General features: G+C 42.2%; 3 protein-coding genes. All 3 read left to right on the forward strand.

Features of this window, described 5'->3' with window-relative positions; translation table 11 throughout:
- Nucleotides 1-3: 3 nt before the first annotated feature.
- A complete protein-coding gene (locus CFPU101_RS00285) occupies nt 4-5277 on the forward strand; it encodes a pre-peptidase C-terminal domain-containing protein (RefSeq protein ID WP_242577695.1) in 5274 nt (1757 codons plus the stop codon).
- Nucleotides 5278-5542: 265 nt separating this feature from the next.
- A complete protein-coding gene (locus tag CFPU101_RS00295; protein WP_206813355.1) occupies nt 5543-6940 on the forward strand; it encodes an Ig-like domain-containing protein in 1398 nt (465 codons plus the stop codon).
- A gap of 84 nt (nt 6941-7024) precedes the next feature.
- Entirely contained in the window at nt 7025-10816 is a 3792-nt protein-coding gene (locus CFPU101_RS00300; protein ID WP_206813356.1) for an AMP-binding protein, read from the forward strand.
- Nucleotide 10817: the final 1 nt, after the last annotated feature.

Below are 10817 nucleotides of genomic sequence, written 5' to 3' on the forward strand. Positions count from 1 at the left end.
ACCTTGCTTAGAGAAGCTGACGGGACGGCATTAACCCTAACCTTTAGCTTAGATCAAGCACCGCCCCCAGAAGGCGTAACCGTCTATCTTGATAGCGAAACCGTCGATGCACTAGGTGAATTTGATATCTCTGCTCTTGAATTTACAGGGGGAGAGTTTCCTGAACCCAATGAAGATGCCAGTGGTTTTTATTTCAACATCACCGAACAGACAGCCACGATTACGATCAAGGTGTTGGATGAGGATGTGACAGAAGGGACAGAAAACCTATCTTTCACCCTACTTCCAGGTGAAGGTTATACCGTTAATCCGAATGCTCAAACGACCACAATAACTATTGAAGAGTTAACAACAACTATGACAACAGTTTCCTTTAACACAATTTCAGGTAGCTTTGATTCTGGCGATAATATTCTAGCCTCAGATCTAGTGCGCTCGCTAGAAGAAGGAGCCAGCCTACTCACCTTCGTCTTCAACACCGAAGGAGAAATCCCAGAAGGTGGTTTAGTCGTCGATGTCAATAGCGATCTTGATCTAACAGATTATTTTACAGGACTTGCTAGACCTCCTTTTAGTCCAGGGGGGCAAATTCTTGAAGCGATTTACGACCCCGAAACAGGCGAGGCAACTGGCTTTAAATTCAGAATTGACCAACCCAATGCGATCGTCAGCCTACGACTACTCAACGACGAAGAAGCAACTGGCATCGTCAACACAACATTTACCCTAGAAGCAGTAGCAGGAGCCGAATATCAAATCGCGCCAGATGGGGACACCTCTAGCGTTACCTTCTACGATACCCTAACTAACGTTCCCAGACCAACTGTTGTACCCGAAGTCAACTTCAGCGTTTCGACAACGAATTTAGTCGAATCAGAAGAAACCTTACTCACTGTTAACTTTACGGTAGATGGTGAAATTCCTTCTGAAGGCGTGCTAGTTTCGGTAGCTGCCCTAGAGCAATTCTTAGGCGACTTCAACATCTTTGCTGGAGAAGTCGAAGGAGGAGTGTTCCCCGCCCCGAACTTCCGTTCAACAGGTTTCTTCTTCAAAATTTTGGAATCAGAAGCCAGCATTACAATTCCCATCTTCCCAGATGGCGACACTGAAGGAATTGAAAAAGTCACCCTCAGTTTGCAAGAAGCCCCTGGATATACAATCTCACCAGAAAGCACTCCGATAACTCTGACGCTTTCTGATACACCAACTTCTGAAATTCAGGTTAGTTTAAGTACTACTCCTAGCCTTCTAGTAGAAGAAAATGGAACCGTTTCTGTTCATACTTTTACTCTGAGTACTGCCCCTCCAGAAGGCGGAATTACTGTCTCAGTGAGTGTGCCGAATCTAAGTGAATTTGATTTAGCAGAGGTTGTTGTTGAAGGTGGAACGATATCCGCCGTTCGTACCGATGGTTTTGATCTCACGATTACTGCACAAACCGCAATTGTTGATTTACCTGTTGCTAATGATGGAGTAGCTGAAGGACTAGAGACAGCGACCTTTACGCTCGTTGATGGAGATGGCTATCAAATTAGCCCGACTGCTAATAGCGGTAGCTTTACGATCATTGATGTACTTGATCAAGTTGCACCACCAACAACGATCGCTGAACCTAACGATACTCTGGCTCTAGCCGTTGATACTCGACTTAGTGAATCTTATCCAAATGTTTCTTTCACCAGTACACTAGACTACGACAATACGAATCGTTATGAGGTTGAGGGCGGTTTTCTCTACGTTGATGCCAGCGAAGATGTAGATTTATACAAAGTTAATCTCACAGCAGGCGATACTATCAAAATTGATACAGACTCCAATCAATTTGGAGAAGGACGAAAAGTAGACACTTGGCTGCGGGTTTTTGACTCTGTTGGGGCCCAGTTAGCCTCCAATGATGATGGTGCGGCTCCAGATGAGATCTTTGATGCTGGATTCCAATCTTATATTGAATTTACGGCTCCTGCTGATGGAGTCTATTACATTGGGGTCAGTCTTTACAACAATAATGGATATGATCCGCAGACTCCCGCAAGTGGTTCAGGATACTCTGAGCAAGCGATTGATGAATACGGGACAGGACAGTATACCCTTAATATTGCCCTCAATGATCCAGATGCGTTCATTGCTGAACCCACCGACATTCCACCCAGTACAGGTGCAGGGCCAGCTATTTCCTTATTTACAGTTACAGGAACTTACGGAACAGACTTTGATAATCTTGGGTTTGATATCATTGCACCTGGAATTGCCGAAACTGTTCCCGAAGATGCAGGCTCGGCTCTCAATTTAGTTTTAGTCGCTAATGGTGAAATTCCTGAAGGTGGAGTTGAAGTCTACGTCAGCAGCGATCTGGTTTTCACTGACTACTTTGGCGGGATTGAAGAAGGAGATTACAGCGTAGCCTATGGCGGTAACCTCAACGGTAAACCATTTAGTCGCGGTGGACAATTTCTAACTGCCGTTTACGATGAAAACGGTCAAGCAACAGGCTTTAAGTTCCTCCTAGAACAACCTTTCGCTACTATCACATTTAATCCTAGCAATCGAGAAGAAGCCGAAAGCGACGGGCCAGAAACCTTTACCTTCTCAGTCGTTGAAAGCGCAGGCTATACAGTTTCTCCAGCTAGTAGTTCTACCGTCACCTTCTACGACACTGTAGAACAGATTCCTACTCCTACAACAACACCCGAAGCTAGTATCGCGATTAGTCCGAATGAACTAATCGAATCAGAAGAAACTGAGTTTACCATTACTCTGAGCTTGAGTGAACCCCCACCACCCGAAGGCGTACAGGTGTATGTAAGCGGTAATGCCTTCGATTTCCTCAACGAATTCACCGTGTTTGAAGCCGAGTTTACAGGTGGTTTACCCATCTCCGATGGTGCGGTTAGTGGCTTCTACTTCCAGATGTTTGCTCAGACAGCAACCATTACACTACCTGTGTTCAACAGCGTCGAAATCGCTGAAGGAATCGAGCAGTTTAATGTAGAAGTAAGACCAGGAGCAGGCTACACTGTCAATCCAGCGATGAGCAGTGCTTTGTTGACGATCAAAGATACACCAGACTCCCAAATTCAAGTTAGCCTGACAACCGATACCGAAACTTTAATCGAGTCAGAAGGAACCGTTGCTAATCTTAACTTCAGACTCAGTGCAGCACCGCCATCTGAGGGTGTAACAGTAACAGTAAGTACGGATGGATGGAGCGAATTTGATGCTGAAACATTAGATATAACAGGTGGCGAAATTGTCGGAACAACTGCTGACAGTTTTACACTCAAAATTACAGAACAGAATGCGACTGTCACTGCCAATATTGCTGATGACGGCCAAGCAGAGCCTTCTGAGACAGTGACTTTTACATTAGAAGCAGGAACTGGATATCAAGTCGATTCTGCTGGTAGTGAGGCAATTTTCACCATCTATGATAGTCCTGAGACCGCACCGACTTCCACTGAAGAAACTAACGATACGATTGCCACAGCGATCGCCACAGGTTTAACATCTGTAAATACCAGTGTGACCTTTGAAGGTGAGATCGCTCAATACGAATTTGATGATGAAAACGGTAACTCGGTACTCATTGATGCTTCAGAAGATATCGATTTCTATTCGTTAACACTTAATGCAGGTGAAACGGTAAAAATTGATATCGATTCGATCGCTTATGAGTTAGATGGTTATAGTGCTACTCAACGACTCGACTCAGAATTACGGTTGTTTAACGCAGCAGGTGAACAGTTAGCCTTCAATGCGGATGGTTATGCTCCAGATGAACTATTTGTAGCGAACCGTGATCCTTATCTAGAATTCACTGCAACTGAGTCGGGAACCTACTATGTTGGTGTTGCTCAATGGCAAAACCGCGTTTATGATCCGCTAACAGGCGAAAATAGCAGTGGTCGAATTGATCCTAATTCTGGTCGCAATACTGGTGCTTATAACTTAGATATCACTCTCGAGCCTATTGGTAATCCGATAGTTAGCGTGACAGCTACACCCGGTCTAATTACAGAAGCCGAAGGTACACCCGTCACCTTTAGTTTTAGTGTAGACGGCGAGATCCCAGCAGATGGTCTGATCATCGGCACCAGCGATTTATTCAGTCCGCAGTTCGACTTCAATATCGATTTTGAAGATCCGCAGTACTTCAGTGGTATTGAATACTACGACTATCTAGAGTCACCGACTGGCGAAGTGACCGTTCTTTGGAAGATCACCGCACCAGAAGCCTTTATCAAACTTACCGCTTTTGATGATACGGTCGCTGAACTCGATGAAACCTTCACTTTAGATCTACGCACGAGAGACGGCTACGATGTTAATTCTGAGGCTGATTCTGCTTCTGTGGTGATTAGCGATGGTGTACCGAATCTAGATGATCCGATCGTTGGCATCAGCATCGAGCCAACCGAGCTTATGGAGGGTGATTCTTTAACCCTAACTTTAAATATTGTCGATGGAGTCATTCCAGAAGGCGGTTTAGAAGTTAATGTCGCCAGCGATGTGTTCGCCTCTCTAGGTGAGTTTGTTGTCTTTGAAGATGGGGAATTCCTACCCATTTATGAAGGATTTGCGGCTCAACCTGAACCGAATGCGGACGCGAGTGGTTTTATTGCGGTGATGACCGAAAATACGGCAACCATTACTTTAGATGTATTCGATGACGGGCCAAATGAAGGCGTTGAAACCTTCACCTACAGCTTGCTCGATGGAGAAATCTATGGGGTTGATCCAGAAGCAAGTGCAGTAACCATCACTATCGACGATGGCGACGAAGGAGTGTTCAACGGAACCATAGAAGATGATCAATTCGATGCAGGAGTTACGCCAGAAGGCTTCAACGGTAGCAATGATCTCGTATTTGCGGGCGCGGGAGATGACTTAATCGATACCTCCAATGGTTTAGGAAACAATCGTCTCTACGCACAATCGGGAAATGATACTCTGTTTGTCGGTAGTAACGATCGCGCTTTTGGTGGTAGTGGAAATGATATCTTCTATCTCCTTGGCAGCAATAGTACGATTTCAGGTGGAACTGGCGAAGAGCAGTTCTGGTTAGCCTCTGCTGAATATCCAGAGTCGGCGAATACCATTACTGATTTTGAAAATGGTGTTGATGTTCTTGGCATTGGGGGTTTAGGTCTTAGCTTTGATGACTTAAGCTTCACTCAACAGGGAAATAATACTTTAATTGTTTCTGGTGAGCAAGAAATCGCTAAACTCCTCGGCATCAATACGAATCAACTCAGTGCTGATAACTTTGTTTTTAGCTAAGTGATTCTTTGGTAAAACGGTCTTAGATTAGGCGGTGATTAAATTGATCACCGCTTTTTTTGGCAGCCGTAAAAAAGAATACACAAATCGACTATAATAAAATTGGTTGTCATTGAAATCTTAATTTTTCTTGCTGCTTTATATTCAAGTTTTTTCTCAAAAGCTAATGTCAGTTTTCGTAATCTTCAGTGACGAAATATTCAGTGACGAACAAGAATCAAGTTAAACCGAAATATTGTTGATTTTTACTAAGGAATAAACCTATATGGCTCCAGTTGTCAGTTTTTCAGCAAATCCATCTGTACTCGTTGAATCCGAATCAACCGTTCTAGTCTTGACTTTTAATCTGAGTGAACCCCCTCCATCAGGCGGAGTCACTGTCCGTTTGACGACAGACGTTAGGGAAAGCTTAAATCAAATAAGTGTCTTTGATATCACAGTTACAGGCGGGGAGTTTCCCATGCCAGACATTGATAACACGGGTGTTGAATTTACAATCACTTCACAAACAGCAACTATTAGTTCACCCATCTTTCAAGATGACGAAGCCGAAGATCCCTTAACGGTCACTTATACTTTATTACCAGGTGAAGGTTATACGATTAATCCTAGTGCTAGTCAGGATAGTGTAGTTTTTAGAGATGATCCAGAACCGATCGCCGAAAATGCTCCGCCAGTCGCTAATGACGATAGTGGTACTATTCTAGAAAATCAGGTTTTAACTGGAAATGTGATCGCAAATGATAGCGATCCAAATAACGATCCGATTACTGTTACTGCACTCAATGGCAATACCAGCATCGGAACCCTCGTAATCGATTCTGGAGCGCTCGTTACTTTAAATGCAGATGGTAGTTATAGCTACAATCCTAATGGACAGTTTAACTATCTTGTTGATGGGCAAAGCACAGGGGATAGTTTCAGTTATACGATTAGTGATGGCAGAGGTGGCACTGATACAGCAACTGTCGCCCTGACGATTAATGGTGTGAGCGATGTTGTACCTCCCCCTCCCCCAGTTGAGCTTGATCCCGCTCAATATGGTGCATCCTATGTAGATTTAATTACAAATATTGGATACAATTTAGAAGCATTAACCAATCATTATCTGACTAACGGTCAAGCCGAAGGGCGCAGTAAAGATCTTTTTGATGAATTTCGTTATATTGCCTCTAGTTATGTCACAGGGGACGACTTAATTGTTGCTTTTGGTTTGAATGGTGCTGTCGCGACTCAACATTATATTACTAATGGATATGCTGAAGGACGCTCAACAACGGCTTTTATTCCTTCTCGCTATTTAGCTTCATATGATGATTTACTCGGTGTTTTTGGAACCGATACTCAAGCTGCCACGGCTCATTTTATTACTAATGGTGCGTTAGAAAACCGTGACCCAAATTTATTCCCATCCGATCGCTATCTAGCTTCCAACGGTGATTTAATTAACGCTTTTGCCTCCATTCCCGATTATGCCGCTAAGATCGAAACAGCTTCTAATCATTATCTGTTTAATGGACGCGGTGAGGGACGACAAATTACCTTTGACCCTAACACCTATCTTAACGCCAATCAAGATCTAATCCCGTTTGTGCAAGCGGGACTCGACCCAACACAACACTATATTTTATCGGGTTTTGCTGAAGGTCGTCCGACTGTCTAATTGAAGGTAGGGGTTAAAATTTAACAGACCCACATCTTAAAAGGAAACTCAAGCTTTTGGTAAAATTTTTTGTAGGGGTGCGGAATGCACCGCTGCTTGCGAACCGACTTTCGAAGTCGGTTTGGTCGGCGGTTTGGTGACCAAACCCTAACAAGTTTTTTTCAATCGATATTAATCTTGCTTGCTTCAAACTTATTTACAGTGGCTCATCTTTTTGATCTTTTTCCTAAACCACCAACAACATTAGTCGATCTATTACAGTACAGGGCAAACGAACAGCCTGCACAAATCGCTTATTATTTTTTAGTCAATGGTGAAACCGAAGAAATTAGCCAGACTTATCAAGCACTCGATTTTGAAGCACGAAAAATAGCGGCTCATTTACAAGCACAAAATTTAACTCATAAACGAGCAATATTACTTTATTCGCCTGGATTAGAGTTAATTACTGCTTTTTTTGGCTGTTTATATGCGGGTGTCGTTGCTATTCCTGCATATCCACCCCAATATCAACAAAATTTATCTCGTTTGCAAGCGATCGTCACAGATAGTCAAGCAAGTGTAATTTTAACAACAACGACACTGTATAATGATAGACCAGAATTTACGCAGCTATCTTATCTGATTACCGATTGCCTAGAAGATGAAACGGCTGTTAATTGGCATCAACCAAAGATTGATCGGAATACATTAGCATTTATCCAATATACATCTGGCTCTACAGGAACACCCAAAGGAGTTATGCTCACTCATGGTAATCTTTTACATAACTCAAGCCTCATCTATCAAGCATTCGAGCATCATAACCAGAGCAAAGTTGTAAGTTGGCTACCTCCTTATCATGATATGGGATTAATTGGGGGAATCCTTCAGCCTTTTTATGGTGGATTTCCTGTTATATTAATGTCACCTGTTAGTTTTTTGCGAAAACCGATTCGCTGGTTAGAAGCGATTTCGCGCTATCAAGCAACCACAAGCGGTGGGCCAAATTTTGCCTATAATCTTTGTTTAGAAAAAATTACTCTTCAACAGAAAGCTACACTCAATCTCCGTTCTTGGGATCTCGCTTTTATCGGTGCAGAACCTATTTCATCTCAAACTCTAGAAAAATTTGCTGAAGCATTTGCCCCTTGTGGGTTTCGTCGTGAAGCTTTTTATCCTTGCTACGGTTTAGCAGAAGCGACTTTATTTGTCTCTGGAGGGCCGAAAAATCAATCGCCAATTATTAAAACAGTAGATAGCCAAGCTGTACAACAAAATCAGGTTATTATTACCCCCAATCACTCAAAATCTCAAAATATCGTCAGTTGTGGGCAAACTCACCCTGAGCAAACAGTGATAATCGTCGAGCCAAACTCCCTAAAACCTCTAAAAAATGGCAAAATTGGTGAAATTTGGGTATCAGGATTAAGTGTTGCTCAAGGCTACTGGAATCAGCCCGAAAAGACACAAGAAACATTTCACGCTAATTTAGAAAAAACATCATTTTTACGAACAGGGGATTTAGGTTTTTTACAAGAAGGGGAATTATTTGTCACAGGGCGCATTAAAGATTTAATGATTATTCGGGGTCAAAATTATTATCCCCAAGATCTTGAACAAACCGTAGAGCAAAGTCATGTAGCCATTCGTCAAGGTTGTTGTGCAGCATTTAGTATCTTAGAAACAGGTGAAGAACAATTAGCGATCGCGGCTGAAATCAGACGAGAATCAATCAGTCAACTGAATCAAGAAGCAGTTTTTACCGCCATTCGTTCCGCAATTTCTCAAAAACACGGCTTACAAATCAATACTATTGTATTACTAAAACAGGGGAGTCTTTCTAAAACTTCTAGTGGCAAAATTCAACGCCATGTTTGTAAAAATCAATTTCTAGAAAATAGTTTAAACCTGATTGCTCGTTCTGTGACAACCTCTCTTTCTCAAAATCGTACTAATGATTTAATACAATGGCTACGCACCTATGCAAATGAACAGATTAACTCTCGTCTTATGGATGAGCGTCGTTGTATTTCTCCTGCGATCGTGCTAGATTTTGGCAATCAAGGATTACTCGGTCTGCAAATTCCTGCCCACTATGGCGGACTAGAATTAAATCATACGGATACCTTGAGCATTTTAGAACAGTTAGGCGGGATCGATATCACCTTATCTTTATTTGTTGGATTAAACAATATTTTAGGGATTCGTCCGATACTGAATTTTGGAAGTCAATCTCTAAAAGAAGAACTCCTACCTATTTTGGCGACAGGAAGAGAATTAGCCGCTTTTGCCCTGACTGAAACAGGTGCAGGTTCCAACCCACAAGCGATCGCATCACAAGCTATTCCCCATACTCAGGACGGTTGGTTATTACAAGGAACAAAAATCTGGAGTGGTTCCGCAGCATGGGCGGGAGTTATTAATGTTTTTGTGCAAGAACCTGAAGGAATTAGTAGTTTTGTGGTGCGTAAAGGGTCTTCAGGATTGCGTCAAGGCCCCGAAGCCTTAACAATGGGGATGCGGGGCATGGTACAGAATACCATATATCTTAATAATGTCCCAGTTCAGGATAAGCAGCGATTAGGTGAAGCAGGTATGGGGATGAAAGTCGCCCAAGATGCCATGATGTATGGACGTTTAGGCATTGCTGCGGCTTGTGTTGGCGGAATGAAACGATGCGCTCAGTTAATGCTACGTTATAGTGAACGTCGTATTATTGCCACAGGTCGTTTATTAGATAATCCTTGGATTTTAGTACGATTAAATGAGTTAACGGCAGCAATTACCGCAGTTGAAGTTTTAGTTAAACAAATCGCGCAATTACTCGATCATAATCAATTTGTTCCAGTCGAAGCTTATACAGCTTGTAAAATAGCTGCACCTGAATTTTACTGGCAAGCAGCCGATGATTTAGTACAATGTTTGGGGGGTAGGGGATATATTGAAACGAATATCGCTCCTCAAATCTTACGTGATGCAAGGGTTTTAAGGATTTTTGAAGGGCCAACAGAAACCTTAAAGATGTTTTTGGGTTCACGAGTGAGCAACCAAAGTGATGATTTAAAACATTTTCTGAGTGTTACTTTAAAAACGCCAGATGTTTATCAAAACCTCGTTACGGCGGCTCAAGAAATACAAAAGTATTATAATAGTTCTCATTCGCCATTTTCCGAACCCCTCACCGCTAAACGTTGGGCGATGATTTTGATTGGAGATTTAGCGACTTTTGCTATTTTATTAGCTGTATTGAAAACCCAGTCATCAGAATCAGCACAAACAGCGATCGCATGGACACAGCATCAATACGAACAAAAGCTATCTCAAGCTTTAGCCAAAAATCGTTTGATTTATAGAAATGCTGAACAAACCAGCCAAGAAATTATCCAATATGAAACAAGTATCGGTGATCTAGAACAAACATTAGCAGGAGAAGACCAAGAATTAGACGCACTCTTGAGAAAAACAACGCAAAAAACCAAATCTAAAACTCAAGCAACAATTAGTACAAAATCGAGAAATGTCAAGATACCAGTTACAAAAATTGAGAAATGGTTGATCGATTGGCTGAGTCAAAAATTAAAAATACCGACGCAAACGATCGATCCAAAACAATCATTTGCAGATTATGGCATAGATTCAGTGATTGCCGTAGAATTAGCTCAAGATTTACAAGAATGGTTAGCTTTACCTCAAGAACTAGAAGTAACGATCGCTTGGAACTTTCCTACTATTGAAACCCTAGCTCAATATTTAGCACAATCTACAGAAACCCAACAGCCCCCAAGCAATGAAAAAACAATCATTTCAGAAATTCAAGACTTTTCAGAAGAACAACTTCAGGACTTAATTGCTCAAGAAATTGCCGAATTAGAAAACTGGCTGCCCACCCAATAAA

Source organism: Chroococcus sp. FPU101 (assembly GCF_017312365.1).
GTDB lineage: Bacteria > Cyanobacteriota > Cyanobacteriia > Cyanobacteriales > Microcystaceae > Chroococcus.